The 24,283-nt window shown below is 54.7% G+C and carries 29 protein-coding genes and 1 tRNA gene; 14 read left to right on the top strand and 16 right to left on the bottom strand.

Annotation, left to right across the window (positions count from 1 at the left end; translation table 11 throughout):
* Positions 1-17 precede the first annotated feature (17 nt).
* From H151_RS0104725 to H151_RS16860, 4 genes are all read right to left on the bottom strand, one after another.
* Positions 18-812 carry a copper resistance protein B gene (locus tag H151_RS0104725; protein WP_019960493.1) on the bottom strand — a complete coding sequence of 265 codons (795 nt, stop codon included), beginning with the start codon at positions 810-812 and terminating at the stop codon, positions 18-20.
* A complete protein-coding gene (locus tag H151_RS0104720; protein WP_019960492.1) occupies positions 805-2,625 on the bottom strand; it encodes a copper resistance system multicopper oxidase in 1,821 nt (606 codons plus the stop codon). The genes H151_RS0104725 and H151_RS0104720 overlap by 8 nt, the downstream gene beginning before the upstream one ends.
* Before the next feature lie 78 nt (positions 2,626-2,703).
* The gene (locus H151_RS0104715; protein WP_019960491.1) at positions 2,704-3,129 is read right to left on the bottom strand and encodes a hypothetical protein; all 426 of its coding nucleotides are present in this window, start codon (positions 3,127-3,129) and stop codon (positions 2,704-2,706) included.
* 103 nt (positions 3,130-3,232) lie between these two features.
* Positions 3,233-3,655, bottom strand: coding sequence for a MarR family winged helix-turn-helix transcriptional regulator (locus tag H151_RS16860; protein ID WP_156823362.1), 423 nt, complete (start codon positions 3,653-3,655; stop codon positions 3,233-3,235).
* A gap of 155 nt (positions 3,656-3,810) precedes the next feature.
* Between H151_RS16860 and H151_RS0104705 the strand changes: the two genes are divergently transcribed.
* Entirely contained in the window at positions 3,811-5,031 is a 1,221-nt protein-coding gene (locus H151_RS0104705) for an aspartyl protease family protein (RefSeq protein WP_019960489.1), read from the top strand.
* 333 nt (positions 5,032-5,364) lie between these two features.
* The gene (locus H151_RS0104700; RefSeq protein ID WP_019960488.1) at positions 5,365-5,937 is read left to right on the top strand and encodes a class I SAM-dependent methyltransferase; all 573 of its coding nucleotides are present in this window, start codon (positions 5,365-5,367) and stop codon (positions 5,935-5,937) included.
* 1 nt (position 5,938) lies between these two features.
* On the opposite strand, the gene H151_RS0104695 is transcribed toward H151_RS0104700, so the two are convergent.
* The 7 genes from H151_RS0104695 to H151_RS0104665 form a co-directional block, all read right to left on the bottom strand.
* The gene (locus H151_RS0104695) at positions 5,939-6,349 is read right to left on the bottom strand and encodes a MarR family winged helix-turn-helix transcriptional regulator (protein ID WP_019960487.1); all 411 of its coding nucleotides are present in this window, start codon (positions 6,347-6,349) and stop codon (positions 5,939-5,941) included.
* 77 nt (positions 6,350-6,426) lie between these two features.
* Positions 6,427-6,915 (bottom strand): nucleoside deaminase, encoded by a 489-nt coding sequence (locus H151_RS0104690; RefSeq protein ID WP_019960486.1) that lies wholly within the window; start codon positions 6,913-6,915, stop codon positions 6,427-6,429.
* 91 nt (positions 6,916-7,006) lie between these two features.
* Positions 7,007-7,393 (bottom strand): DMT family transporter, encoded by a 387-nt coding sequence (locus H151_RS0104685; protein WP_019960485.1) that lies wholly within the window; start codon positions 7,391-7,393, stop codon positions 7,007-7,009.
* Positions 7,394-7,435: 42 nt separating this feature from the next.
* Entirely contained in the window at positions 7,436-7,756 is a 321-nt protein-coding gene (locus H151_RS0104680) for a DMT family transporter (protein WP_019960484.1), read from the bottom strand.
* A 12-nt stretch (positions 7,757-7,768) separates the two neighbouring features.
* On the bottom strand, positions 7,769-8,392 hold the full coding sequence (locus H151_RS0104675) for a DsbA family oxidoreductase (protein ID WP_156823361.1): 624 nt from the start codon (positions 8,390-8,392) through the stop codon (positions 7,769-7,771).
* Between the two features lie 165 nt (positions 8,393-8,557).
* Positions 8,558-9,517 carry a glycerophosphodiester phosphodiesterase family protein gene (locus H151_RS0104670; protein ID WP_169336706.1) on the bottom strand — a complete coding sequence of 320 codons (960 nt, stop codon included), beginning with the start codon at positions 9,515-9,517 and terminating at the stop codon, positions 8,558-8,560.
* A 134-nt stretch (positions 9,518-9,651) separates the two neighbouring features.
* Positions 9,652-12,285 carry a TonB-dependent receptor gene (locus H151_RS0104665; RefSeq protein ID WP_169336705.1) on the bottom strand — a complete coding sequence of 878 codons (2,634 nt, stop codon included), beginning with the start codon at positions 12,283-12,285 and terminating at the stop codon, positions 9,652-9,654.
* 194 nt (positions 12,286-12,479) lie between these two features.
* On the opposite strand from H151_RS0104665, the gene H151_RS16855 reads away from it, so the two are divergent.
* Entirely contained in the window at positions 12,480-13,595 is a 1,116-nt protein-coding gene (locus H151_RS16855; RefSeq protein ID WP_169336704.1) for an ROK family transcriptional regulator, read from the top strand.
* Between the two features lie 23 nt (positions 13,596-13,618).
* Here the strand turns inward: H151_RS16855 and H151_RS0104655 are convergent, their stop codons facing one another.
* On the bottom strand, positions 13,619-13,825 hold the full coding sequence (locus H151_RS0104655; protein ID WP_019960479.1) for a hypothetical protein: 207 nt from the start codon (positions 13,823-13,825) through the stop codon (positions 13,619-13,621).
* A 24-nt stretch (positions 13,826-13,849) separates the two neighbouring features.
* Positions 13,850-13,924: transfer RNA gene (locus H151_RS0104650), tRNA-Gly, on the bottom strand.
* Positions 13,925-14,149: 225 nt separating this feature from the next.
* Here H151_RS0104650 and H151_RS0104645 point away from each other — a divergent pair.
* The 10 genes from H151_RS0104645 (at position 14,150) to H151_RS0104600 (ending at position 21,322) form a co-directional block, all read left to right on the top strand.
* Entirely contained in the window at positions 14,150-14,590 is a 441-nt protein-coding gene (locus tag H151_RS0104645) for a group III truncated hemoglobin (RefSeq protein WP_019960478.1), read from the top strand.
* Positions 14,591-14,634: 44 nt separating this feature from the next.
* On the top strand, positions 14,635-15,180 hold the full coding sequence (locus H151_RS0104640) for a prolyl-tRNA synthetase associated domain-containing protein (protein WP_019960477.1): 546 nt from the start codon (positions 14,635-14,637) through the stop codon (positions 15,178-15,180).
* Positions 15,181-15,278: 98 nt separating this feature from the next.
* A complete protein-coding gene (gene trxA, locus H151_RS0104635; protein WP_019960476.1) occupies positions 15,279-16,199 on the top strand; it encodes a thioredoxin in 921 nt (306 codons plus the stop codon).
* Between the two features lie 74 nt (positions 16,200-16,273).
* Positions 16,274-16,924: an LON peptidase substrate-binding domain-containing protein gene (locus H151_RS0104630; RefSeq protein ID WP_019960475.1), complete on the top strand. Its 651-nt coding sequence runs from the start codon at positions 16,274-16,276 to the stop codon at positions 16,922-16,924.
* Positions 16,921-17,124 (top strand): Trm112 family protein, encoded by a 204-nt coding sequence (locus H151_RS0104625; RefSeq protein WP_019960474.1) that lies wholly within the window; start codon positions 16,921-16,923, stop codon positions 17,122-17,124. Before H151_RS0104630 ends, H151_RS0104625 begins: the two co-directional genes overlap by 4 nt.
* Positions 17,125-17,127: 3 nt before the next feature.
* Complete coding sequence (locus H151_RS0104620) at positions 17,128-17,460, top strand: gamma-butyrobetaine hydroxylase-like domain-containing protein (protein ID WP_019960473.1); 333 nt, start codon at positions 17,128-17,130, stop codon at positions 17,458-17,460.
* A 172-nt stretch (positions 17,461-17,632) separates the two neighbouring features.
* A complete protein-coding gene (locus tag H151_RS0104615) occupies positions 17,633-18,145 on the top strand; it encodes an invasion associated locus B family protein (RefSeq protein ID WP_019960472.1) in 513 nt (170 codons plus the stop codon).
* A 370-nt stretch (positions 18,146-18,515) separates the two neighbouring features.
* The gene (locus tag H151_RS0104610) at positions 18,516-19,139 is read left to right on the top strand and encodes a hypothetical protein (RefSeq protein ID WP_019960471.1); all 624 of its coding nucleotides are present in this window, start codon (positions 18,516-18,518) and stop codon (positions 19,137-19,139) included.
* 20 nt (positions 19,140-19,159) lie between these two features.
* The gene (gene xth / locus H151_RS0104605) at positions 19,160-19,972 is read left to right on the top strand and encodes an exodeoxyribonuclease III (RefSeq protein ID WP_019960470.1); all 813 of its coding nucleotides are present in this window, start codon (positions 19,160-19,162) and stop codon (positions 19,970-19,972) included.
* Between the two features lie 69 nt (positions 19,973-20,041).
* Entirely contained in the window at positions 20,042-21,322 is a 1,281-nt protein-coding gene (locus tag H151_RS0104600) for a UbiH/UbiF/VisC/COQ6 family ubiquinone biosynthesis hydroxylase (protein WP_019960469.1), read from the top strand.
* Here H151_RS0104600 and H151_RS0104595 read toward each other — a convergent pair.
* The 3 genes from H151_RS0104595 to H151_RS0104585 all read right to left on the bottom strand — a co-directional run bounded on the left by H151_RS0104595 (position 21,312) and on the right by H151_RS0104585 (position 23,316).
* A complete protein-coding gene (locus H151_RS0104595) occupies positions 21,312-21,815 on the bottom strand; it encodes a hypothetical protein (RefSeq protein ID WP_019960468.1) in 504 nt (167 codons plus the stop codon). The genes H151_RS0104600 and H151_RS0104595 overlap by 11 nt on opposite strands.
* Before the next feature lie 23 nt (positions 21,816-21,838).
* A complete protein-coding gene (locus H151_RS0104590) occupies positions 21,839-22,363 on the bottom strand; it encodes an RNA methyltransferase (RefSeq protein ID WP_019960467.1) in 525 nt (174 codons plus the stop codon).
* A gap of 83 nt (positions 22,364-22,446) precedes the next feature.
* On the bottom strand, positions 22,447-23,316 hold the full coding sequence (locus H151_RS0104585) for an isoaspartyl peptidase/L-asparaginase family protein (protein ID WP_019960466.1): 870 nt from the start codon (positions 23,314-23,316) through the stop codon (positions 22,447-22,449).
* 170 nt (positions 23,317-23,486) lie between these two features.
* On the opposite strand from H151_RS0104585, the gene H151_RS0104580 reads away from it, so the two are divergent.
* Positions 23,487-24,266 (top strand): SDR family oxidoreductase, encoded by a 780-nt coding sequence (locus H151_RS0104580; RefSeq protein ID WP_019960465.1) that lies wholly within the window; start codon positions 23,487-23,489, stop codon positions 24,264-24,266.
* Positions 24,267-24,283: the final 17 nt, after the last annotated feature.

The following is a 24,283-nucleotide window of genomic DNA, read 5'->3' as shown; positions in this document are numbered from 1 at the left end:
AAATGGCCCCCTTTCCTTTAATACCAGCTGCGATGACCGATCAGGATTTTTGTGTCTTCAGCCTCGCCCCCCGCACGCCGGATCAGATCGCGGGTCTCGCCAAGATCTGATTGCCATTCGAGCCCGATATAGGGCGCAAATTCGCGCGTGATTTCATAGCGCACCCTGAGCCCAATAGACGTATGGGTGAAGCCAGAGCCTAAACCCGCATAGAGATCATCCTGGCCCTGCCAACTCAGCTCCAGACGTGGCTGGGCGATCAGACGCTGGGTCAGGCGAAAATCATACTCGCCTTCAAACCGCATTGACACATCGCCGCTGGTAGCGATAAAGCCCGCCAGATCAACCTCAAATCCATAGGGCATCAGGCCTTGAATGCCCAAAACGCCATGAGTTTTGCCCTTTGGTTCCAGATCATAACGCAAACCCATCTGAAGATCGAAATAGGCAAGGATGGCGCGTGAATAAAGCGCCTGGATCTCCATCTCCTCCAGCGCCTGATGGTCAAAGCTATATTCGCCCTCAGTTTTGATCCACAGCTTATGAAGATCCCCGCCGCGCCAGGCCTGAAGATCCCAAAGCCCGCCACCTTCATCCCCCAATTGCCACTCCATACGGTCAGCCATGATGAAGTCTGTGACTTCACCGCCGCTATGATGAAGGACACCAGCGCGGGCCTTCGCCATCTCTTCCGGGTCGTAATAGGCATCGGCTTGCGACCAGAGGGTCTCGCCCGTGTCATGATGCTGTGCCTGAGCGTTGCCCGCCATCAGAACCACAAAAACTGTGCTGATACTCATGCGCTTAGTCATGATGGCCACCTTTCTGAGTGTGATGATGGCCCTGATGGGCTGAATGAGGGTCGGGCGGTGTTTCACGGGGTAACACCTGAACGACCTGCATCATCCCGGCATGCATGTGATAGAGGAGGTGGCAGTGAAAGGCCCAATCGCCGACTGCGTCCGCAGAGATGTCCACCGACAGCTTTTCACTGGGTTTGACGATGATGGTATGCTTTCTGGGTTTATGATCACCCCCGCCATTCACGACATCAAAGAACATGCCGTGCAAATGGATGGGATGGGCCATCATGGTATTATTGACCAAGGTCATACGTACGCGCTCGCCCTGGTGAAAGCGGATCGGCGCGGTAATCTCGCTAAAGCCTACCCCATCAAAGGACCACATATAGCGCTCCATATTACTGGTGAGATGAACCTCAATCTCGCGCTCAGGCGGGCGGGTATCGGGGCTGGGCTCTAGGCTGCGCAGATCCGCATAGGTAAGCGTGCGATGCGCCACATCCTCAAGGCCGATCCCCGGTTCATCCAAGCGCGCCAAAGGGTGCGAGACGATATTGGCAATGCCCGGCCCGCGCCTAAGATCGGGGCGCTCGACCGGTAGGGGGGCGGGGGAGACGTGATTATTGTGCGCACCATGACCGGCATGGGGATCATCATGCCTCATTGAAGTGTGATCCATGGCGACGTGATCTGTAGGGTCTCCATGATCCATGCCCATATCGCGCATGGTCAGGCTGGGGACAGGGCGTAGGTCCGGTTCACTGGCGCGCATGCCGGGCTGGGGCCCGAAACTCGCCATGACCTGGCCGGAGCGATCGACCGCCTCAGCAACCAAGCCATAAACGCCCGCATCGGGCACGGTGATGATGACATCATAGGTTTCCGCCACGCCCATTTGGAACTCATCAATGTCCAAGGGCTGAACATTAAGGCCATCGGCAGCCACCACTGTCATGGTAAGGCCGGGCATGCGAATATTGAAAATCGTCATCGCCGAGGCATTGATCAGGCGCAGGCGCACCCGCTCGCCCGGTTGAATGACGCCATTCCAATTGTCCGCCGTGGTATGACCATTGATCAGATAGTCATAGGTCGAGCCGGTGACATCGGAAATATCACGCGAGGACATGCGCATACCCGCCCACATCGCGCGGGTAGACAAGGTTTCGGCAAAGCCTTCACGGCGCACATCACCTAAGAAGTCCGCCAAAGTGCGCTTTTGGAAATTATAATTTTCCGCGTCCGACTTTAGCTTTTCAAAAATCCGGCGAGGGTGCTCGAAACTCCAATCAGACAGTACCAGGACATATTCGCGGTCATAGACCACCGGATCTGAACCCGCCGGATCAATGATCAACGGCCCATAAAGGCCTAAAGGCTCCTGAAATCCGGAATGAGAGTGATACCAGTACGTGCCGTTATGGGCTAGGTTGAACCGGTATTGAAAGGTCTCACCGGGCTTAATCCCTGGGAAGGTCACCCCGGGCACACCATCCATTTGAAACGGTACCAGCAAGCCATGCCAGTGAAGGGAGGTATCCTCGCGCAGCGTATTGGTGACATTGATGGTAATATCCTCGCCCTCACGAAAGCGAAGAAGCGGCGCAGGCAGGGTCTGGTTGACCCCGATGGCGCGCGCAATACGCCCCCCAATGGTAGCGGGAAACTCCCCTATAGTGAGGTCAAACTCAGTTCCGGTCAGCTGGGGAAGGCCCAGATTGCCCTGGCTGGCGCTGCGCGCCCAGGCCGGAAGCATGCTGGTGGCGAGCAAGCTCGCGCCCACACCCAACCCGGATGTCAAAAGAGATCGTCGAGAGATCATCGCAAAAAACCTTTATGAACAAAGCCAGCCCATGGGTTTACCCAGGGCCATAAACACGAAACGAGGTTTCGAGCGGGCTTAATTCAAAAGGCGGGTATAAAGGCGCACCGGTGAAACCGGTGTTAGAGCGCTGCGCCTTTCATCCGGCGGTCGAGGGGAGATTTTTAGATCAAGCAGAAGCGCGTTCGCCGCTGGGATTATACCCAGCGCCTTGACCGCTTGGGACTTCACACTGGGCGCGGACATGGCAGTGAAGACCTCGCCGCTGCCCGGCCCTGGCCCCATCACGCTATCACAATGGGCACAAGCCTTTGAGTGCGGCGCGCACGCCCCTTCATCCTCATGACACGCCATCGCCGCATCCATCCCGTGATGGCGGATGGATGTATGGCTGTGTGCGCTGGGCAGCGAGGCCGCACTGACGCAAGCACACGCCCAAGAGCTAAGCCCTGAAATCATCAGGGCCAGCACCATCATCAAAGTAAGGCGCAAGAGGCGAAACATCGGCTTTTATAGCCACACCCTGGCAAGGCGATCAAGGCGACCTCGCCCCGCCTCACCCCAATGTGAAAACACCCAAGGGGGCCTCCGAACGGCCTTGGCCCGTTTATTCATTCGCTTGAAGGCTAGGCCCCAGAAGCGTCATGATCGTGGCGGCATCGTCTTCACTCAGATCTTTAAAAACCTGTTTGATCATGTCCTGACGCACGCCAGCAATGGCAGCGAGCTTGTCCTCGCCTTGTGCGGTGAGCGCCACCCAATTGGTACGCTTATCGCCCTCATCCTTGCGCCGTGTGATAAGGCCTGCACTCTCCAGCCGTTTCAAGGCCCGCCCGGTATTGCTGCGATCAATCACAAGATCCGCCGACAAGGTGTCTTGCGTCGCTTCACCGCCGCGTTCTGAGAGACGCTTCAATACCCGCGCTTCTGAATGATTAAGCCCTATCGTGCCAAAGGCTTTTTCCGCCAGATGATAGCGCTGGCGGGCCAAAACAATAATCGCATCGAACAAGGCTTCGGTCTGGGACATAGCAAAGATCCATATTTTGCGTGCGCACACATATAAGCGGATCTGACGCAGCAAAGCCACACCGCGCGATTTATCTTTTCATACGCCCTTTACATTAAAGAATTAAATTTTTACATTCATTTTAGACACGCAACCTCGATCAAAGGGCGATCATCATGCAGATTCAAAGGCTCACTATAGCTCTCACTTTCGGGCTGATCAGCCTCCCCCTCTGCGGGCAGCTTTACGCTCAAGAGCAGGATCTGCAAGCCTATTTCAATGCCCCGATTGAAATTGAACGCGGCGAAGAGCCTACGATCCTCCCCCTCGACATCCGCATGAATAAGCTGTTCATCCAAGCTGAGATCATGGGCCAGAGCGGAGAATTTATCTTCGATACCGGTTCGCCCACCATATTGACCCGCGCCTTTGCCGAGACTTTGGATCTAGAGATCATCGGCGAAAACATAGGCCGCGATGCCAATGGCAACCCGGTGCGCATGGATGTCGCCCTGGTCGAAACCTTAAAGCTCGGCGAGACCATTTTTAAAAATGTTCCTGTGTTTATCTATGATTATGCAAACATAGATATGGGAGATTGCTTCTTTCAGGGCGGGGTGATCGGGTCTGAAATCCTTCCCGGCAGTGTCTGGACACTCAACACCCGCGATCAGATCTTAACCCTTCAAGCGCAATCGGCTGACAGGGAGGGGGCGACGCACCCCTTACATGATTTTGGCTATCCCCATGCCCCGATTGTGGATTATCGCATTGGTGATGTGAATGATAAGGCCCTGTTCGATACCGGCAGCGCGCGGGCGATCTCGCTTTTCTCTCGTGTTGCAGATACGCCCTCCGTCCATGGCGATATTCAGCGCGGATCAGTCCGCCTAGGCGAAGGCTATGAAGGGGTATCGGCGGGGGGACGCGGCAATGTCACGCCTTTAGTGCGCATGACCCTAGAACACTTCTATCTCGATGACACCGATCTGGGGCCTTTACCGGCGCAAACCCGATCCATCCCCCCCAGCCTGATCGGTTATGGCTTACTCGATTATTATCAGATCACCTTGGATTATCCGGCTGGGGCGATGGTCTTGAGCGCGCATGATGGTCCGCGCGCCGATCCGCCATCGCCCAGCTTTGGCGTTGCCTATGTCGGCGAAGAAGCCCAGATCGTGCAGCTGTTTTCCAACTCCCGCGCCGCCGAAACTGGATTGAAGCTGCATGATCATGTGATCGCCATCAATGATCACCCGCTTGAGCACGATAGCTTTGAAGCCCGGTGCGAAGCCGCACGCTGGCTCGCGCAAGACTTTGATCCGAACGACGAAACCACGTTGATTGTAGAGCGTGAGGGCACGCGTGAAACGGTGCTGATCCCGGCGCAAAACTAAGGCTTGGCTAGCCCGGTCCTGCCCTGCGCCAGGGCGAGGGCATGGCTTATGAGCCACACTTCGCTCTGCGTCTTAACACCCCTTCTACGATCTTCCTGCGCCGCCATCCTGAAGCGTAGGGTAGCCCATGACGATATCAAGATCGGCTGATTTACTCTTTGGTTTTCAGTATAGCCGCTGCCCCCTGTATGCGCGCGGACGCGCGCACGCCTAAGCTCTGACCTAACACAGCGCGCCGCGCGCCCTTCATGCCCCTTTTGCCTCCCTCCCCTTGACAAAGCATAGCCCGACCATCATATGCGTGCGCACGCACATTTATGAAAGGATCTTCTTATGACCCCCCTATCCAGCGATGCTTTGGGTGCAAAATATCTACGCACCCGCGCCGAAGCAGAGCGCGCTTTAGCCCTTCTTGCCCTGGAAAAAAACACCGCTGTGCTCGATATCGGAACCGGAAAGGGTTATTTCGCAATCGCGTTGGCACAAAAGGGACTAAGCGTCACGACAGGTGAGCCCCTTGAGGATGATGGGCTCTATGCGCGTCAACCCTGGCGTGATGATGCACGACTTATGGAAGTCGATGATAGAATTGAATTCCAAAGCTTTAATGCGGCGAAGATGCCCTTTGATAATGATTATTTTGCTGCGGTATTTTTCTTCGGCGTGCTCCATCATATCGCCGAGCAAGAGCGTCAACCTAGTCTGAGCGAAGCCTACCGTATCACGAAAAAGGGCGGAGCCATTGTCATCTTTGAACCCACAAAGACCATGCTAGAAGAGTTATGGCAACGCGACCCAGACCACCCTGAAGCCGCCGACCCCGATCTTTATCGCCCCCAAGACTTAAAGCCGGCCCAGCGTTTTGCCGGTGAGACCATGGATATGATGATCTATCGTAAGACTTAAATCATTGCGCGTGGGCCATCGCCACCGAAAGCCACGCCTGGCAACCATGGGCCTTCATCGCCGCTTCCAGGGTTTTTTCATAATCCACTTCAGCGGCGGCCAGGCACGCGCGCCCTTTTTGCGTCAACACGGTATAGACGCCGCGCTTATCATCCGGGCACACATCACGCACGCTTAGCTCTGCACGCTCCAGGCGCTCAACCATGCGGGAGACGGAACTTTGATTGAGCTGTAAATGCGTGGCCAGATCCTGCATGCGTAATTCGCTATCGGGGGCCTTGGCCAACGCGGCCAGCGCGCGATACTCAGATAGGCCCAGGCCGTGCGCGCTTTGCATGACGCGCGCCAGCTCTGCTTCGACCTGATGGATCACCCGAACCAGCCCCAACCAAGATTGCGCGTAACTCGCCATGTCAATGCCGTCTTTCAATCAACACCTCTGAATTTGATATATGTATGCCCATGCAAGCGGGTGAGCAAGGCCCAAGCCTAACGAGAGGGCATCCGAACACGATGAAAATCCTGAAAGGGTTCAAGCGCGCCGTCGACAACCAGTTTTTCAACCCGTGGTGCGCGCCAATGGGTCGGATCGTTCGCGAACAGATCATATCCGCCGCGATAATCAAACCCATGGGCGGCGGCTTCATCGCGATCAACCGCATAATAAATCCGCGATACCCCAGCATAAAGCGCACTCATATAACACATCGCGCAGGGCTCACCCGAGGCCAATAATATCGCACCAGTGAGATAGGGGACGCCCTGTTGAAAGCACGCATCACGGATGGCGTCGACCTCTGCATGGGCGGTGGGGTCATGATGCTCGCGCACGCGATTTACCCCGCGGCCCAAAATATCACCGGCGTCATTCAAGATATAAGCACTGAACGGGATACCCCCGTTTTTCACATGATCACGGCAATAATGAAGGGTCTCTGCCATCATCTGGCGCAGGTGATGGTCAACGCATTGTGACATGCTGTGTCCTTTATTTAAGAGGGAGAGGAAATGGCTTTGGATCACGGGCCATAACGGCTCTTACGCCACCCAAAGCCATCCTAAAAAGGGCCTAGGCAATAACCGGCTTGGAGCCAGGCCATTTGATGCTGTCAGCCAGTTTCAGCCAAACAACACCCAAGATGATCACCGCCAACCAGCTCGCTTGAACCAGGGTAAGAGGCTGATCGAGCAGCACACTGCCAAAACTGGCCGCGCCCACCGCGCCAATCCCGGCCCACACCGCATACCCAATGCCAACATCAATGGTTTTCAGCGCCACGCTGAGACAATAAAGCGTCAGAAGGAAGAAGATCAGCGCCGAGATAGACCAGCTGAGCACCGTGAAAGCTTCGCTGCCATCCACGCTCAGCGCATAGCCAATTTCAAACGCGCCCGCGAGCAAGAGCATAAGCCAGGCGCGCGTAGTCGAAGGGGTCGTCTCACCTTGAGTAGACATCATATTTCCTTTTATGTTCATGATATTAGATTAGGACCACTGTTAAGCCGCACCGCTGAGACGCAGGCCCACAACACCGCCAATGACCAGGGCGATCCCGATCATTTTTTTCCACTCCAAACGCTCTCCAAAGAACAGCGCGCCCAGAATGACGATCCCGACACCCGCAATTGAGGTCCACAGCGCATAGCCAATCCCGACATCAAAGGTCAGCAAGGCCAGGCTGAGAAAGAAGGTGGCAATCGCGCCGCTGATCAGGGTCGCGATGGTCCAGGGAATATTCGTAAAGCCTTTGGCTTTACCTGCAGAAATGGCAACGGCAATTTCAAAGATGACGGCGATGGCCAGATAGAACCAATGCATGGGGGTTTTCCTTTATGAAACAGCTGTGATGACAGGGGTTTGGGGTTGTGCGACCAGCTCATCGAGCGCGGCCTTTAAAGCGTCTAAGGGCGGGGTGCCGCGAAAGACATGCGGGCCAATGACCAAAGTGGGAACAGATGTAATGGCCATATCGTCTTTAGCATGGCGAAGGGCCTCGCGATGGCGCGCGCGATAACGCCCATCGCTCAGGGCCGCGCGAATGTCTTCGCCGTTAAGCCCGACCTCATCGCCCAGCGAGGCTAAAATCTCGACATCGCCGATATCTTGATCCTCTTGAAAAAAGGCGCGCATCACCCGCAGGGCAAAGGCATGGGCCAGGCCCTGATCCTCAGCCATCACCAGGACTTCAAAGGCCTTGGCTGTGCGCGGTTGGGGGGAGATGGACGGCAATTGGATAGGAACACCCAAGCGATCGGCCAAAGGGTAAACTGAACGCGCCCATATGGTGGGAAGATAGGGATCTTCAGGGCGTAAAGTGGGCACAGGTTCGGGGCGTAGCTCAAACGCGTGCCAGCGAATTTTTATGTCACGTTCCCCAATTGCTTCGCTGACAACATGTTCGGCCAGCAGGCAATAGGGACAGACAAAGTCAGAATAAATTTTGATCTCAGCCATGGGCACCTCATTAATTGCATGTGCATGCATATAATGTCGCTAAGCCTGGAGTCAATAAATTTGTTTGCGCATACAAATATATTACCCCTTCTGTCTTGATAAAAAAAACCCCGACCAAAGGCCGGGGCAAAGATTGCGTCTTCAATAGGTCGATTATTGAAGGACTTAAGGCCGCAATCCACGCGATTGCAGATAGCTGACCAATTGTTCAGGGCGATCGGTCATAATCAGATCAGCCCCCATATCAACCATCCGCCCCCAAATCGCATCCGGGTCGGCCATGGCCATTTCATCGGATAAACCTGCACCCCAGCGCGGTAAAACCCCAACGATCATGTAGCGATATTGATCAGCCCCCTCGATGCGGCCATCCGCCCCCAAGGGCCAATAGTCCAAGTCATGGGCAACAATTTCAAAGCTATGCACGCGATCATCGTTAAAATCAGCGATCTGATCCTCAAATGATCTTTGGGCCTGCCAAATAATCGGCGTCACAAAGCGCAAACCTTCAGTCTTCAAAGCCTGATATTTTTGATCGGCTGGGATATCGGTTTGTGAAACCCCGCGTACAGCCGGTGGAATTTTCCAAAACACCTGATCGGCCATATCCATGGCCTGGGCCACTTCAACAGCGCGGTTAAATGTGGTTTCGAAATTGGCACCATGGTTGGTTTTAATTTCCAGATTGATCATGACGTGACCGCGTGCCGCCTCCAGCACGTCTTCCAGCGTCGAGATCGTCATATCGGTCAGGAAGGGGCGGTTATATTGCTGGGTCGGTGATCCATCACGCTCATAAAGACGAAGGGCGCGTAACTCTTCTAATGTATGGTCGGCGATATAGCCCCAGCCATTTGTCATACGCTTCAACGTGCTGTCATGGAACACAATCAAATGCCCGTCACGGGTCATTTGGACATCAATTTCAACCGCGCGCACGCCTATACGCGCGCACGCTTCAATAGCTGCCACGCTGTTTTCTGGTGCTGCTGACCAACATCCACGATGGGCAACAACAAACACATCGCCGCGATCGGTCTCAGCAAAGCGCGCGATCAGATCGGCCCCATCGCCTGTTTGAGCGGATGCTGCGACCCCGGCCCCCAAGGCCAAACCCATTGCCATCACCGCCCTGAGCCCTTGTCTGGCCTGAGATAGAATCTTGTCCAAGCTTTTCATTTTATACGTCCCATTTGCCCACAAGGGCCTAAAAGTCAAATAGCGCCCCTGAGCGTTCAGGGGCGCTATCGTGTCTCTACTTAGTATTTATAGGTCATGCCCAACCAGGCTGAACGACCATAGTTACGTGACCATGTGGTCACGCCATAAGACAGATCGCGCGGGGTGCCATCATTGGTCACATTACGCAGATCCAAGAAGACTTTCCATTGCGCGCCCAAGCGATAGCGCGCTTGCACATCCACACTTTCACGCTCGCCGATAAATTCATCATAGGTTGGCGAGGAGGCATTAGTAGAAATCAAATTCTTGTCGGTATAGCGATAGGCCGCCTTGAACTCGAAATCGCCTGGGGTCCAGAATACCGATGCATTGAGGATGTTACGCGGCTGACGGTTCAAACCGTAAAGCGTGCGCAAGCTGTCATCATTCATCTCAATATCAAACTGGCTTTCGATATGCGCATAATTCAAATGCATACCAACATCTTCTAAAACCGGATTGATGAAATCGAATGAGTTTAAAAACAAGCCCAATTCAATACCCTTGACCTCTGCCGAATTAGCATTGGCCGGACGCGTTTGCGTTACTGTGTAAGTCACGCCGCCAATTTCGCGCTCTGACTGAGTTTTGCGAGAGAAAATCTCATTGGCGATGTCTTTGTGGAACAGCCCTACTGACACCATGCCATCAATGGTAGGGAAGTAATACTCAGCTGAAATATCAAAGTTATCAGAAATCCGAGGCAACAGACGTGGATTACCTGAACTGATGGAGATGGTTTGCTGAGCGTCATCTTGGGTTTGACTTCCCAAGACATCCAAGTCCCCATATTCTGCGCGCCCTAAACTCCGGCTATACGCAGCACGCAGGCGGAAGTTTTCATTTAAGTCCCAAATCGCATGGGCAGATGGCAACCATTTGCCATAGCTCGCCGCTTCAATGACCCAAACATAATCCCCATCAACTTTACGGTAACCGGCTGACTCAAGCTCGGTTTCCTCGTAACGCACGCCTGCAGAAAGGATTAATGAGTCCGTTTCATAGCGCCCCATCACATAACCCGCGCTAATATCCTCGCGGATCTCATACTGAGAACTCAAAGATTCAACGCTTTGGTCTTTACGATCTTCAAAGTCATCTTGATTATTTTTGAAATACTCAAAAAAACTATTCGGATCGAGATAGGACACAGCCAGGCCTGAATAGAGATCAGGTTGCGAACGCGCGCTATACCCGCTTAAGAATGGCTCAGTTGTGAAGCTGGGTGCACCCCGCTTCAAGCGGTATTCATGCTCGAAAGGCTGATCTTGGGTTCGCGTATCAGTGCGATAACTCAAACCCGTTTTAAAGCCAAAGCCAGGCTGATCCATATGGCGCGAGAAATCAAACCGCGCTTGGAATGAATCCTGTTCATTCACATCCAAACGATTGCGATGGTTGTTGAACCCAAAAGACCGTCCTGCATTGGTGAAGGCGTCTGGATTATCAAATTTTACAACCGTGTATTGTCCCGTTGTATCATAAGAGAACGCCAAATCATTTTGCGTCGCGTAGAAGCGGTATTCCTTAAACGGATTTTCACGCTTGCCATGCGCTTTAACGACCATCAGGTCGAACTCACCAATATTGTCCGGCGCCCAATGACCGGTCAAAGACACGCTATTGAGGGTATTGGTATCGCCCTGGTCAAAATAAGCTTGATAAAGCTTACCTTGAGTGACATGGCCAGATGTGGCATTGACCTCATCTAAGTGTTTGAAGTCATGATAGACTGAGGTCGCCCAACGATCTTCTGAATCGTCTTCTTCAAAGTGATAGGCGGTCAAGGCCAGATACATATTCTCGCGCGGAGCCCACTCAAATTTGGCCAACCCCCCTAAACGCTCAATCGTATTTTTATACTGATAGAATTGGTTTCCTGCAGGAACGCGGATTGCCCCCGCTTCAGCGTCTTCCACCAACTTCACCAAAGACCCATCAGCATTTTGAAACTGATTTTCGGTCCAATTACCACCCGGTAAGAACGTATAATAATCCTGCATCAAATAACTGGCAGATAAAACAAGACCAAATTGATCCTGAGAGCCAAATTGCTGAGTATAGGCAAAATCCGCACGGGCGGATTGATCCAGATCAACAGGACCATCATTATTTTCAAAATACCCTAATGCTCCGCGTGCGGCAAAATAGGTCTCATCTTGGTCAAAGGCACTGCGTGTTGTCACATTCACATGGCCACCAATGGCATTGCCATCTAAATCGGCGCTAAAGCTTTTGACCACATCGGTACTTTTAATCACATAAGATGGGATCACGCTGGTCTGGGTTGCTCGGCCACCATTACGGGTCGAAGGGACAATACCGCCATCAATTGAAAGATAATTGAAATCAGAGCGCAAACCACGCACCACGATAAATTCTGAATCGCCATTGCGCCCTTCAACAGATACGCCTGCAATGCGCGTCAAAGCCTCAGCGACTGAATAATCCGGCAAGGAGCCAACATCATCGGCCGTGATAACATCAACAATGCGCTCAGCATTGCGCTTTTGCTCCATGGCACGCTGGTTCTGCAAACGCACACCCGTCACCACGATCGTGTCGGCTGGGGCCACATTGGCCTCGGTTTGAGCCTGCGCCTGGCTCTCACTGACGATGGCAAGGCTCAGTACACTTAGGGCTACAGAGCCCATAATTACAGTCCGGTTCATAACTTCCCCCATTGGACCAAAGGTCAAGAGATACGCCAAGCGCATCCGATGGCTGTGGGAGATAGCGCTTTTATGCGTCAGTTTTATTAAATCAAATGATTTAATCGTATTAAATTATCTTGCTTTACTAAAATTGCGCGTTAAGAACACGCTTAAAACCTGCGCCCGGCCCGTCCTTGCATTCGATGTCATATATGAATTTTCAAGATCTTACTGAGAATGAACGCCTTGCCTTAGACGCTATTCGTCGCCAAGGCGGATTAACGCGTGCCGGCATTGCACAGACTTTGGGAATTACGCGCGCCCATGCCACCAATGTCACGCGTGAGCTGGCTGCAAAAGAATTGATCGAGGAAGAACCCCAGCTGCAAGGGGCCAAAGGACAGCCGACCCGCCTTATTCGTCTACGCCCGCAGGCGACATATGCGATCGGGGCAACTTTTACCCAAAACTATATTGAGATAGGCCTGATTGACTGGGCGGGTCAGTTGAAATTGCGCCAAACTCACCCCCTCTCCCAGCCCAGCCCAAAAGCACTCAGCGAAGCGATTTCAGCCTTTAGCGATATGGCCGTGGCGAAGTTGCGGGTGTCAAAAAAGCGTCTGTGCGGCATTGGCCTGTCTGTACCCGGTGATTTCATCGAAGATCGTCGCATTATTAATGCCGTTTATTTTCCCAATCTCGCCGGGGTCGACCTTACGCTGGCCATGAGCGAAGCCTTAAACCGCCCGGTGTGTATCGAAAATGACAGCACCAGCGCTGCCTGGGGAGAAACTCTTCTTGGGGCAGGCAAAACCCTCAAAAGTTTTTTATTCTTGCATATTGGTCATGGTATTGGCGGCGGCTTAGTGATCAATGGGCGTCTTTTTCGCGGTCATCATGGGAATGCTGGTGCGTTTGGCGCGCCCTATCCCGATCTCAACGCGCCGCGCCCATCAGGTGCAGATCTACTACGCACCTTGCAGGCCCAAGGGTATCCGGTAGAGGATTTCGAAGACTTAAAAGCCCTTGATCCCACAAGTGATGCCGCCCTTATCAAGTGGTTAGACCGGGCCAGCGCACAACTGACGCCAATGCTGAGCGTTTTGGCCCGGGCCTTTGATCCCGAAGCGATCATCATCGGCGGTCGCCTGCCTCTTCCCTTGGTCCATGGTTTGATTTCACGCATCGAAAACGGGGGATTTTGCGCCCATGATAATGGTGTCTTGCCTCTACCTCGCCTTATAGCCTCTGAATTGGGCGATGCGGGCGGCGTCATCGGGGCGGGCGCGCTCACTTTTGAGCCGCGATTTTACACCCCAGCCCCTTAAAAATATTGTTCCCCTGCCCCGCTCTACGTCATCGGCTGCGTATAGCTGATGCGCAGGACGAATTTATCGCGCAGCTCAAGGCGCTTTTGCTCAAAGCTTGCTTCATCCTTGGCATTATAGAAGCCCGCGATAAAGGCGGAAATCGAAGCGTGTTTAAGCCAAGACGAGCGTGAAACGCTGAGCGCGCTGTTAAACAGGACCGCATCTAGCACTTTGTGGCGCGATAACATCTTGAATTTACATATAAGAGAAAATGGAGCGGGCGATGAGATTCGAACTCACGACATTCACCTTGGCAAGGTGACGCTCTACCCCTGAGCTACGCCCGCTCAATATGGGTAGCGGTGCTGGGCACCGAAGAGGCGCGGTATATCGCGCAAATAGCACGCTTTGGCAAGACCCGGGGTGCAGGATTTTTCAGTCACAGCTGCAAGCCTTTGTTTTTAATCCTGAAGAGGCCAGAAAAGCCCCCTTGCGACAGCTTGGCCTATCGCTTTTCACCATCGCCCTTCCCATAAATCATGACAAGGGACCCTGATTATCAAGGAGCCAGTATGCCAACCCATCCCCATGCCCTTGCGGCCCGTCATGCCCAACGCCAAGCCTGTGAAGCGATGGGGATTGACCACGCCTTCATCGCCCAGCTGGTGGATGACTTTTATACCCGCATCCGCGCCGATCAAGAACTCGGCCCGATCTTTGATGCTGTGATCGGCGATCAGTGGGGCCCGCATTTAGACACTATGAAAACGTTTTGGGCGGCGATTGCGTTACAAACCGGGGAATATTCCGGCCGGCCGATGCCCGCCCATGTTAAGATCAAAACCATTCGGCCCGAGCATTTCCCCCAATGGCTAGCCCTGTTTGAAGCCACTTTGGACGATATTGCGCCCAACCCAGAAACCAAAGCCTTTTTCTTGGAGCGCGCCCAGCGCATCGCCCACAGTTTCCAATCGCACATGTTCTATGATCCGGCGAAGGTCTATTCGGCTTAAAACGCGCTTGATCCAAGCCCCGCTTTAACGCTAAGGCGGGTCTTATGAACACACTGATCCCTGCCCTTCCCACCCCGCCCGTATCGCGTGAAGCCCTGCTTGGCTTTTTTGATGACTTAGGTCTTCGCCATACGACCTATGATCATATCCCGATCTTCACGGTGGAAGAGGGCGAACATCTCAAGGTCGATATGCCCGGCGGGCATTCCAAAAATCTGTTTTTGAAGGATAAAAAGGGCAATATTCTTTTGATCTCGGCCCTGCAATCCAGCGAGATCCCCCTGAAACACCTTCACCGCGCGCTGGGGTGTGGACGGCTTTCCTTTGGCAATGCGGATTTACTCGAAGCGTGTTTGGGCGTGACCCCCGGCTCGGTGACCGCCTATGCCATCATCAATGATCCCAACCATCGCGTACGCTTCATTCTGGATGCGGCTTTGATGAAGTATGAGCGGGTGAATTTCCACCCCTTAAAAAATGACGCCACCACCGCCATGTCCCCAGACGATCTTCTGACCTTCATCACGGCCTTGGGGCGTACGCCAGAAGTGATAGACTTCACCCAGCTGGATCTGGATGCGCAGGTTTGAGACGTGCGGCACAATGCGCGCCTGGACTTGCATCGCGGCTATAAAACGTCCACCTAAGGCCATGGTCCGGCCCCTTCGATCTTTAAGAGAGATGTCCCATGTTATTCGGCGATAAAAGCAAACCTACGCTCACCCAAGCCAACCCCCAAGGCGATTGGGTCAAGGACGGCAGTGATCAGGATTTCATGCAAGATGTGATCGAGCCTTCGAAAGAGGTTCCGGTTCTGGTGGATTTCTGGGCCCCCTGGTGCGGGCCATGCCGCCAGCTTGGCCCGATCATCGAAAAGGCCGTGCTGGGCGCCCAAGGCAAGATCAAGCTGGTCAAAATCAATATTGATGAACATCCAGGGATCGCCGGGCAATTGCGCGTGCAATCCATCCCGGCCGTCTTTGCGTTTCAAAATGGCCAGCCCGTTGATGGTTTCATGGGCGCTCTGCCTGAGAGCCAGATCAAGGATTTCATCAATCGCCTGACCGGTGAGCAGGACCAAGAAGCCATTGAAGCTTTGATCGCGCGCGCAGATGAGGCCCTGCTTCAAGGCGATCTGGGCGGTGCGGCACAAGATTATGCCACCGTCTTACAGGCCGATCCTGAAAATCCGCTGGCTTTTGTTGGCATGGTGAAAGTCAATCTCGCCAATGGTGATCATGATCAAGCCCAGCAGATTTTAGACAGCGCCACTGAAGCGCAGAAAAAACATCCCGCCGTGATCAGCCTGCTCGCCGCTTTAAGCTTGAAAGATGAAGTCGCCGATGCGCCTGATCTTGCCAGTGCGCAAAGCGCAGTGGATGACGATCCCAACTCTGCAAGCCATCACTATGATCTCGCCGGGGCCTATATCGCCGCAGGGGATTTAGCCAAAGCCAGCGACCATTTACTCACCTCGATCAGTCTGGATCGCGAATGGGAAGGTGGCAAGGCTCGCCTCCTCCTTTTGAAAGTGTTTGATGCGGCCGGTCCAAGCTCTGAGATCGCCAAACAGGGCCGGCGCAAGCTCTCTTCGCTGTTATTCTCTTAACACTGAAAAGACCTTAGGCAGAAGGTGCGGCCCGCCCCTAGGCGCGGGCCCTTGGCCTTGCTAGATTTAAGGTCATGAGCGAAACCTTTATCCCTTCGAGCGTACTGCCGCTGTTCCCGATTTCAGGCTGCATCCTGTTACCGGGCGAGATGTTGCCGCTCAATGTGTTTGAACCGCGCTATCTCAACATGCTCGATGATGTCATGGACGGTGATGGCGCGCTGGGGATTATTCAACCCAAACCCGGTGGACGCGCCGATGCCCCACATCTTGAAACCATCGGCACTTTAGGCCGGGTCATTTCCTTCACCGAAAGTGAAGATGGGCGCTATCTGATCGTCCTTCAGGGCGGGATCCGCTTTCGCATCATTGAAGAAATGTTCTTGATGACCCCCTATCGCCAGGCCCGGGTCGATTATCACGACTTCACCCATGACATTGCGCCGATGGCTCTAACGCCAGAGATTGATCGCGCGCACTTCATGGCCACTTTGCGTGAGTTTTTTGATGCCAACCGCGTAGAAACCGACTGGGATGCGGTTGAGGCTGCGCCGCTGACCACCATCGCGGACAAGGTGGCGATGTCGGCCCCCTTCCGCCCCGAAGATAAACAGGCTTTGTTAGAAGCGCCCGATCCGGCTTTACGGGTCGCTACGCTGTTAAGCCTGATGGAAGAAAGCCTCAATACCAGTGATGCCTGCGGGCCTGAGGAATATAAATCATGAACGAAACCACTACTAAACCCGCTGCCAAAGATCTGGACCCGAAATTATTAGAGGTCCTGGTCTGCCCGGTGACGCGTGAAACCCTGGACTATGATCGTGCGTCACAGGAACTCATTTCCCGCGGGGCCAAGCTTGCCTATCCTATTCGCGAGGGCGTGCCGATCATGCTGCCCGAAGAAGCCCGCGAATTGGAAGATTAAAGCATGTCCCAAGTCTGGCCCACGCGCCTGAGTTTTTATCGCCGTAAAAAACACCTCGTCATTGATTTTGATGATGGCGAGAGATTCACCATTCCCTTCGAGCTTCTGCGTCTGGAAAGCCCCTCGGCTGAGGTTCAAGGTCATGGGCCGGGTCAAAAAAAATGGCTCAAGGATAAGGCGAAGGTTGTGGTGACGCAGGCTGAACGCGTCGGGCGCTATGCCCTTCGCCTGGGCTTTGATGACGGCCATGCATCGGGCATTTATTCCTGGGATTATCTGCGCGAATTGGGTGAGAATGGCAAAGCCCTGCTCAAAGCCCATCATAGCCGGGGCTAAATCTGACCTAAGCCCGATTTTCAGGCCCCATTCATAGGCTTCAGCCCACACTTAACGCGATAAAAATTTACCCGTTCTGACGCCTTGAAACTGCCGCGAAGACAAGGTTAAACCTAGGTCTTGTCGACATGCTCAACGCATGTGCCTGTTACAGCCAAAATGAGGTCGCATCATGAAATTTTCACCCCTTGGTCTTCTCGCAGCGGGCTCCCTGCTGCTTGCGCTCTCGTGCGGCGCCCAGGCCCAGGAGGCGCAATTTCGCGGGGATTTCAATGATTGGATGGTCTTCACCCGCGGTGAAGGCGACGCCATGGTCTGTTATGCCCTGACCCGGCCCACAGATGCGCGCCCCGGAAATGTTGAACATGGCGATGTCTATTTCCTGGTCTCGACCTGGAAAAATAATTCCGCCAAAGAGCAACCCAATTTCTTCGCCGGCTATACTTTGCGTCCCGATAGCCCACCCAATGTGCGCGTTGGCTCGGATCGTTTCGCGATGTTCGTCTCGGAAAATGAAAGTTTCATCGAAGAACCTGCGCAAGAAAACCGCCTGGTCAGCGCGATGCGGCGCGGGTCTGATATGCGCGTAGAAGCTGTATCCCAGCGCGGTACAGCAACGGCCTACACCTTCTCGCTCAGCGGGGTTACCGCCTCCTTACGCGAAGTTGAAAGACTGTGCGAATAAAATAGGTTGTATATGTCAAGCCGATTCGGTTGTGACTTTTTAACAACGATCAAATATTTTTTCTTTTCTTCTTGAGACCCGCCAAAGCTTGTGGCATAAATACACGGGTAAGCCGTCGACAGGCTCTGGTTCGGTGTCGTCCCCCCGCAGACCGTCCAGTTTAAGAGCCAGTGCTGGAACAATCCCCTCCCAGCACCTTGCGCGAATCCAAGAAGGCGGCTTTAGCGCCCAGCAGATAGTCCCCCATCTGCTGGGCGCGCTTATATCCACCCTTGCATAATCACGGTTGGCAGCTAGGCTGGCCAATGATTGCATGCCCGCCTGTCAGCTGGTCTAGGCCCCTCGTGCTAAAGGGGGTAAAAGCCTCTCTATGATGATGTATGACGATCCAGATGAGAGCGGCGATGGCGAGGACATGATTGTCCGCCTGCTCGAAGAAATTCCGCTGCTGTATAAAGCGCGCGCCTTTGCCGATGGCCTGGGACAGAGCGCGTTTTTCACCCGTTTGGGCGAACCCTTGGATACCCGTGAGCGCAGCCTGGGTGAAGCTTATGTCAGCGGTCTGGGCTTTCCCCATGCCGATCCCGCCCTGATTTCTGATTGGCAGGAAGCCGGAGATGCGGCCGAAGCGCTCGACCATGATCCGATCAGCTGGGATGCAGAAGAAATGCTGCGCGCGGGCCTGATCGAAGCGGTCTTAGAGCGCCTGGATGAAGAGGCCTTGCACACTGCGGCGACCTATCTCTCCTCCAAAATCGGTGAATTGGCGCGTGAAGCGGCTGAGGCTGCGGCCAGTTATGATGACATCTATGATGAGCATCTGATCAATGCCGCCGCCGGGGGCCTGATCCAGGCCGCCCATAATGCCATGCTGGTCATCCTGGCCGAGCGTGAAGACGATACCCCACCCCATCCCTTCCTGGCGCGCTGGCGGCTGTTCATGCGCGGGCGCTGGCCCATCGGCCTTGCCGGATCCACCTACAATATCCTTTAACGCATAAAGAGACTGAGCCCATGAGCACGCTGAAAATCGCAACCTGGAATATTAACTCGGTGCGCCTGCGTGCGCCGCAAGTTGCAGACTTTGCCAAAATGGCCGATCCCGATGTGATCTGCCTGCAGGAAATTAAGTGCCGTAACGAGGAATTCCCCGTCAAAGCCTTTGCGGAAATGGGCTATACCCATATCCATGTCACAGGCCAGAAGGGCATGCATGGCGTCGCCACCGTTTCACGCCATCCCATCGAAGCCCTTCCCAATGGCGAGGTCTGTTCAAAAGCTGAAGCGCGCGCGCAAAGCGTGAAAATTAAAGGCATTGAGATCCAGAATTATTATATTCCCGCTGGCGGCGATGAACCCGACCCGGAGATTAATCCACGCTTTGCCCATAAGCTGGATTTCCTGGAGCGTTTGGAAGCCTATTTTACCGATCGTGCGAAAAACCCCACGCCAATGGTGGTGGTGGGTGATCTCAACATTGCGCCCTATGAACATGATGTCTGGTCGCATAAACAACTTTTAAAAGTGGTCTCTCACACGCCGATTGAAACCGAAGGCTTGGAGCGTATTCGTAAAGCTGGTGGCTTTATTGATGCCGCGCGCGCGCTGATCCCAGAACCAGAAAAGCTCTATACGTGGTGGAGCTATCGCTCCAAAGATTTCCGCGCCTCCAACCGGGGCCGGCGCCTGGATCATATCTGGATCAGTGAGCCTTTGCGCGATGCGGCCTTAAAAGGCGGGCGTGAGGGCTATCAGATCTGGGACACATGCCGGGATTGGGAAAAACCCTCCGATCATGCGCCCGTCACCTTGACCCTACAGCTTTAGGTCCTCGCGACGTTCCAACGCACATTGACCCCCAAGACATGACGCCCTTTGCTGAGCTATGATGCACCCATGAGCACACACACCTCTCTCCAGCCTGATTTCGAAGGCGATGTCGTGATTGCGGGCGGGGGCTTAGCGGGCCTCACCCTAGCCCTGGCGCTGCATAAAGCCGGTCTCAGCGTTGGCGTGGCCGATGGTCTACCCATTGATACCCAGCTGGAAGAGATTTTTGACGGACGCTCCTCTGCGCTGGCCTATACGTCATTTCGCATGCTGGATGCGGTCGGAGCCGGGGTGCATCTGCGACCCCACACCCAGCGCATTGAAGATATTCTGGTCGTCGATGGTCGCCCCGAAGATGGGGTGAAAGCCGGCGGGCCTGGTCCCTTCTGCCTGCATTTTGATCGGCGTGAAATTCACCCCAAAGATGACGGTGAGCCTTTGGGCTATATGGCGGAAAATCGTCATACCCGGATGGCGCTCGCCAAAGCCAGTGAAGAGGCTAAGCTTAGCGTCTTCGCGCCTGATCGTGCGCTGCACATGAACGCGCATGCCTCGCACGCAGATCTGCATCTGGCCAGTGGGAAAGTCCTGCGCGCCCAAGTCATCATTGCCTGTGATGGCAAATACTCCACCCTTCGGGATCAGGCGGGCATTCGCACCACGGGCTGGAGCTATGGCCAGTCTGGTCTGGTCTGCGCGGTCCAGCATGATCAGCCCCATCAGGGCGTGGCTTATGAGTATTTCATGCCCGGCGGGCCATTTGCGATTTTGCCCTTGCCGGGTAATCGCTCCAGCCTGGTGTGGACCGAACGCACCAAGGCGGCTGAAGCCTTGCAGACCATGGATATAGAGCCGTTTCACGAGGCGCTGCGCGCCCGCTTTGGTGATTTCCTGGGTGAAGTAAGCTTAGATAGCCCGCGCTGGTGCTATCCCTTAGGCCTGAAACTGGCTGAGCGTTTCATTGATGAGCGTCTGGTGCTGGTTGGCGATGCCGCGCGCGCCATTCACCCCATCGCAGGTCAGGGCTTTAATCTGGGCGTGCGTGATGGCGCAGCGCTGGCGGACATTTTGGTAGAGGCCAAGCGCACCGGGCTTGATCTCGGCTCTCAACCCGTTTTGAGCCGGTATGAGCGTTGGCGCAAAACAGACTCGCTGGCTTTGGTCGCGGGAACCGATCTCTTCACCCGGCTCTATTCCAATGATCACAGCCTGATCCGTTTGGGCCGGGGTTTGGGCATGCAAATGGTCGATCAAATCCCTCTGGCGCGGCGCTTTTTTGCCCGAACCGCGGGGGGAGAGACCGGCGATCTTCCCACCTTACTGCGCGGTGAGCCGCTTAGCGTTTAGCAAAGAGCGAGACGCGCTCATCCATCAAGACATCGGGCTTTTGATCGTCCTGCGGCGGGGCAATGTCGAGCAAGATGTTAAAGACGTGCTGGTCAAAGACCTGGCCGCGATGCTTGGGATCATCGGTTTTGGTATTGATGATAAAGCGCAAAAACTGCCCTTCCGGCACAATCTCCACATGGTCTTTCAGGCGCGGGCGCGGGGGAATGAATTGCGCGGTGCGATTGGTGCGGATTTCCAACGTATCTTTCAGACGTCGGATCACCAGATACGGCCATTGGCTGGGATCAGCCTTTGGGTGCAGGGCCGTATGATAGGTGAAATCATCCTCTTCAAAGAAGGCCGCCTGATGCAGGATTGTGGTCTTGGCCGTCTTGGTCGTTATCCGCGCATTGGGAAAGGGCAACGCCATGCGCGTGAGATTGGGATCATCTTTAGGTGTGTTCACACTAAAGCGGGTATGAATATGCTGGATCCATAAAGGCGAGCTCATCGCATGTCCCTTTGTTAAAAACTTTACGCGCGGCGTTGTTTGGGCGGACCCCAGGTATGGGGCTCGCCGATTTGCGGACCACCGGGCATGATTGGACGCTTGGGATACCCGCCCATACAGATGGTACGATCATAAAGCGTCAAGGCGCCCGCCACCGAGACATTCACGCAGAATTTGGTGGGAATTTTCACAATATGACTGCAACGCTCTTGCATTTCAGGGCTTAAAGAGCCCCGTTCACGCCCCAGCACATAGGCCGCCGCCTTGGGATGCTTGAAAGTGGGAAGGTCGATGGCATCATCGGTCAACTCAACCCCCACCAGCTGGCACCCCTTGGGTAGGGCCATATCGTCTAAAGTTTCCCAATCATAATAAGGCACGTGATTGAGGGTGCGTGATGTGTCTGCACGGTTAATCTCACGCAGATGGTGCGCGGCATTGACGGTAAAGACAAAACTGGCCCCAAAGGCATGGCCCGTGCGCATGATCGCACCCAGATTCATCGCCTTCGAAATGCCCTCCACGCCGATTGCAAAATAGCCTCTCATGGAACTCCCTTTCTGGGGTGAGAGGCCTTAATAGGCAAAGCGCCCTGTGGCAAGCTTTGGGGCTGTTTTAACCCTAAAAGGACTTAGGCGACGCCAACCTCGATCTTCCCACTGGGATGGACGATTGCGCGTTTCATGCCTTGCGAAGTAAAGCGCGCCACGACCGAGCCATCACGGGCAACCGCGATCATGCCGCCATCCCCGCCCAGGCGCTTCACATCGCCCAGCGCGCCAATCACAGCCACATCCAGGGACGCACCCCCATACGCCACCCGCGCGGCCACATCGGCCGCCGCCACGGCGCGGATGAAATACTCGCCCTGACCGGTGCACGAGACCGCAATGCGGCTATCGGCCCAGGTGCCCGCCCCGATCAAGGGGCTATCGCCAACCCGGCCCCAGCGCTTATTGATCGTGCCACCGGTAGAGGTCGCAGCGGCCAAATGCCCGGCCTGATCCAGCGCCACACAGCCCACCGTGCCGACCGCGATTTCACGCCCATCGGGCACCGCCGCCGGGGTATAATAACTCTCAGGATCGGTGATTTCTTCCATGCCTTGTTCTTTGGCGAAGGCGGCTGCGCCCTCACCCACCAACATCACATGGGGAATGGTGATCATCATCCGCTGGGCCACCGCGATGGGATGGCGATACCCGACCAGAGAGGCCACCGAGCCCGCCTTACGGGTATGACCTTCCATCAAGGCGGCATCCAGCTCATACCGACCGACCTGATTGGGCGATGAGCCTTTGCCCGCGACATAAAGCCCGGCCTCTTCAAGGTCTTTCACGACCTCCACACACACATCCAGCGCACTCATGCCTTCGGCCAGCAGGGATTTGCCCTTTTCAGCCACTTCGCGCAGATGCGTCAGCTCCGCCTCATAGGATTTATCCGCGACCACGCTGGCTCCGCCATGCAAAACCAAAGCTGTTGGACGTGTCTCAGCCATACTTACCCCCATACGGATGAATTGCTGTGCGCATCTAACACTAAACCTGATCGGGATAAAACCGTTTGACCTGTTGCTTTATCAGATAGGCGCGCTATCACCTTCATCATAGAGTAAAGTCCATAGCGACAAGGCCCCTTTCAGGGGCTGGACCCCCAAGGGAGGACATCATGAAATTAGACAGTTCAATCGCCGCCGTTGTCACCGGTGGTGCATCGGGTTTGGGCGAAGGCACTGCGCGCCGCCTGGCCGCCGAAGGGGCCAAAGTCACCCTGTTTGATTTGAATGAAGAGCGCGGCCAGGCCGTCGCCAAAGAGATCGGCGGGGCATTCGCCAAGGTAGATGTCTCTGATGAAGCCAGCGTCGCCGCCGGCTTTGAGATTGCGCGCGCCGCCCATGGTCAAGAACGCATCATGGTCAATTGCGCCGGTATTGGCTGGGCAGAAAAAACCGCACGTCGCTCCTCAAGCGGAGAGATTATGGGCCACCGCATTGAAGGCTTCAAAAAAGTCATCAATATCAATCTGATAGGCTCTTTCATTTGCGCGGCAAAATCCGCTGAAGGCATGTTGCACCTTGATCCTATTGAAGGCGCGGGGCGCGGCGTCATCGTCAACACCGCCTCCGTCGCAGCGCAAGATGGCCAGATGGGTCAGGTCGCCTATGGGGCCAGCAAGGGCGGCATCTATGCCATGACCCTACCGATGGCACGGGATCTGGCGCGCGAAGGCATTCGCGTCAACACCATCCTGCCGGGCTTCTTTGAAACCCCGATTTACGAACAAATGCCGCCGGAAGTGAAAACCAGCCTGGTCGCGCATCTGCAATATCCCAACCGCTTTGGCACGCCCGCGGAATATGCGGACCTGGTCCATTTCATGGTCAGCAATGATTATATCAATGCTGAATGCGTCCGCCTGGATGCGGGTGCGCGCATGCCGCCAAAATAAGGCTACTTATGCATTGA

This window comes from Woodsholea maritima DSM 17123, from assembly GCF_000382325.1.
In the GTDB taxonomy this organism is placed as follows: domain Bacteria; phylum Pseudomonadota; class Alphaproteobacteria; order Caulobacterales; family Maricaulaceae; genus Woodsholea; species Woodsholea maritima.
Note: the sequence above shows the minus strand (reverse complement) of the source record. Positions and strands in the feature narration are given on the sequence as shown.

Bases quoted from the DNA above. Each gene is read 5' to 3' on its own strand.
- H151_RS0104725 (WP_019960493.1), bottom strand. From the start codon at position 812: ATGACTAAGCGCATGAGTATCAGCACAGTTTTTGTGGTTCTGATGGCG.
- H151_RS0104720 (WP_019960492.1), bottom strand. From the start codon at position 2,625: ATGATCTCTCGACGATCTCTTTTGACATCCGGGTTGGGTGTGGGCGCG.
- H151_RS0104715 (WP_019960491.1), bottom strand. From the start codon at position 3,129: ATGTTTCGCCTCTTGCGCCTTACTTTGATGATGGTGCTGGCCCTGATG.
- H151_RS16860 (WP_156823362.1), bottom strand. From the start codon at position 3,655: ATGTCCCAGACCGAAGCCTTGTTCGATGCGATTATTGTTTTGGCCCGC.
- H151_RS0104705 (WP_019960489.1), top strand. From the start codon at position 3,811: ATGCAGATTCAAAGGCTCACTATAGCTCTCACTTTCGGGCTGATCAGC.
- H151_RS0104700 (WP_019960488.1), top strand. From the start codon at position 5,365: ATGACCCCCCTATCCAGCGATGCTTTGGGTGCAAAATATCTACGCACC.
- H151_RS0104695 (WP_019960487.1), bottom strand. From the start codon at position 6,349: ATGGCGAGTTACGCGCAATCTTGGTTGGGGCTGGTTCGGGTGATCCAT.
- H151_RS0104690 (WP_019960486.1), bottom strand. From the start codon at position 6,915: ATGTCACAATGCGTTGACCATCACCTGCGCCAGATGATGGCAGAGACC.
- H151_RS0104685 (WP_019960485.1), bottom strand. From the start codon at position 7,393: ATGTCTACTCAAGGTGAGACGACCCCTTCGACTACGCGCGCCTGGCTT.
- H151_RS0104680 (WP_019960484.1), bottom strand. From the start codon at position 7,756: ATGCATTGGTTCTATCTGGCCATCGCCGTCATCTTTGAAATTGCCGTT.
- H151_RS0104675 (WP_156823361.1), bottom strand. From the start codon at position 8,392: ATGGCTGAGATCAAAATTTATTCTGACTTTGTCTGTCCCTATTGCCTG.
- H151_RS0104670 (WP_169336706.1), bottom strand. From the start codon at position 9,517: ATGGCAATGGGTTTGGCCTTGGGGGCCGGGGTCGCAGCATCCGCTCAA.
- H151_RS0104665 (WP_169336705.1), bottom strand. From the start codon at position 12,285: ATGAACCGGACTGTAATTATGGGCTCTGTAGCCCTAAGTGTACTGAGC.
- H151_RS16855 (WP_169336704.1), top strand. From the start codon at position 12,480: ATGAATTTTCAAGATCTTACTGAGAATGAACGCCTTGCCTTAGACGCT.
- H151_RS0104655 (WP_019960479.1), bottom strand. From the start codon at position 13,825: ATGTTATCGCGCCACAAAGTGCTAGATGCGGTCCTGTTTAACAGCGCG.
- H151_RS0104645 (WP_019960478.1), top strand. From the start codon at position 14,150: ATGCCAACCCATCCCCATGCCCTTGCGGCCCGTCATGCCCAACGCCAA.
- H151_RS0104640 (WP_019960477.1), top strand. From the start codon at position 14,635: ATGAACACACTGATCCCTGCCCTTCCCACCCCGCCCGTATCGCGTGAA.
- trxA (WP_019960476.1), top strand. From the start codon at position 15,279: ATGTTATTCGGCGATAAAAGCAAACCTACGCTCACCCAAGCCAACCCC.
- H151_RS0104630 (WP_019960475.1), top strand. From the start codon at position 16,274: ATGAGCGAAACCTTTATCCCTTCGAGCGTACTGCCGCTGTTCCCGATT.
- H151_RS0104625 (WP_019960474.1), top strand. From the start codon at position 16,921: ATGAACGAAACCACTACTAAACCCGCTGCCAAAGATCTGGACCCGAAA.
- H151_RS0104620 (WP_019960473.1), top strand. From the start codon at position 17,128: ATGTCCCAAGTCTGGCCCACGCGCCTGAGTTTTTATCGCCGTAAAAAA.
- H151_RS0104615 (WP_019960472.1), top strand. From the start codon at position 17,633: ATGAAATTTTCACCCCTTGGTCTTCTCGCAGCGGGCTCCCTGCTGCTT.
- H151_RS0104610 (WP_019960471.1), top strand. From the start codon at position 18,516: ATGATGATGTATGACGATCCAGATGAGAGCGGCGATGGCGAGGACATG.
- xth (WP_019960470.1), top strand. From the start codon at position 19,160: ATGAGCACGCTGAAAATCGCAACCTGGAATATTAACTCGGTGCGCCTG.
- H151_RS0104600 (WP_019960469.1), top strand. From the start codon at position 20,042: ATGAGCACACACACCTCTCTCCAGCCTGATTTCGAAGGCGATGTCGTG.
- H151_RS0104595 (WP_019960468.1), bottom strand. From the start codon at position 21,815: ATGAGCTCGCCTTTATGGATCCAGCATATTCATACCCGCTTTAGTGTG.
- H151_RS0104590 (WP_019960467.1), bottom strand. From the start codon at position 22,363: ATGAGAGGCTATTTTGCAATCGGCGTGGAGGGCATTTCGAAGGCGATG.
- H151_RS0104585 (WP_019960466.1), bottom strand. From the start codon at position 23,316: ATGGCTGAGACACGTCCAACAGCTTTGGTTTTGCATGGCGGAGCCAGC.
- H151_RS0104580 (WP_019960465.1), top strand. From the start codon at position 23,487: ATGAAATTAGACAGTTCAATCGCCGCCGTTGTCACCGGTGGTGCATCG.